Source organism: Streptomyces sp. NPDC058877, assembly GCF_042742855.1.
Taxonomy (GTDB): Bacteria; Actinomycetota; Actinomycetes; order Streptomycetales; family Streptomycetaceae; genus Streptomyces.
Genome location: NZ_JBHYMF010000412.1, coordinates 1 through 1,240, shown reverse-complemented (window position 1 = coordinate 1,240; position 1,240 = coordinate 1). Strand labels below are relative to the sequence as shown.

The 1,240-nt window shown below is 53.3% G+C and carries 1 rRNA gene; it reads left to right on the top strand.

The annotated features are described in order from the left end of the window. Positions 1–1,092: ribosomal RNA gene (locus ACFW2Y_RS35950) — 23S ribosomal RNA — on the top strand; the annotation flags it as partial. Positions 1,093–1,240: the final 148 nt, after the last annotated feature.

Genomic DNA, 1,240 nt, shown 5'->3' with positions numbered 1-1,240 from the left:
CACGAAAGTGGACGTATAGGGTGTGACGCCTGCCCGGTGCCGGAAGATTAAATGATGGGGTGCAAGCTCTTGATTGAAGTCCCGGTAAACGGCGGCCGTAACTATAACGGTCCTAAGGTAGCGAAATTCCTTGTCGGGTAAGTTCCGACCTGCACGAATGGCGTAACGATGGCCACACTGTCTCCTCCCGAGACTCAGCGAAGTTGAAGTGTTTGTGATGATGCAATCTACCCGCGGCTAGACGGAAAGACCCCATGAACCTTTACTGTAGCTTTGCATTGGACTTTGAACCGATCTGTGTAGGATAGGTGGGAGGCTATGAAACCGGAACGCTAGTTTCGGTGGAGCCGTCCTTGAAATACCACCCTGGTTTGTTTGAGGTTCTAACCTTGGCCCGTGATCCGGGTCGGGGACAGTGCATGGTAGGCAGTTTGACTGGGGCGGTCTCCTCCCAAAGCGTAACGGAGGAGTACGAAGGTACGCTAGGTACGGTCGGAAATCGTGCTGATAGTGCAATGGCATAAGCGTGCTTAACTGCGAGACCGACAAGTCGAGCAGGTGCGAAAGCAGGTCATAGTGATCCGGTGGTTCTGTATGGAAGGGCCATCGCTCAACGGATAAAAGGTACTCTGGGGATAACAGGCTGATACCGCCCAAGAGTTCATATCGACGGCGGTGTTTGGCACCTCGATGTCGGCTCATCTCATCCTGGGGCTGTAGCCGGTCCCAAGGGTATGGCTGTTCGCCATTTAAAGAGGTACGTGAGCTGGGTTTAAAACGTCGTGAGACAGTTTGGTCCCTATCTGCCGTGGGCGTTGGATATTTGAAGGGGGCTGCTCCTAGTACGAGAGGACCGGAGTGGACGAACCTCTGGTGTACCGGTTGTCACGCCAGTGGCATCGCCGGGTAGCTATGTTCGGAAGAGATAACCGCTGAAAGCATCTAAGCGGGAAACTCGCCTTAAGATGAGATATCCCTGGGGACTAGATCCCCTTGAAGGGTCGTTCGAGACCAGGACGTTGATAGGTCAGGTGTGTAAGCGCAGTAATGCGTTCAGCTAACTGATACTAATTGCCCGTAAGGCTTGATCCTATAACAAGTCTGCCTTGTAGATCTGCGCCGTGCGACAGCACCGGCCGCGATCCAAAGCGACAAGTTGGATTCTCGTGTGTGATACACACAACTCAAGATTACTGCTTCTTCCAGGATTGGTTGTGCTGCGAAGCCAGCGCAACAACCC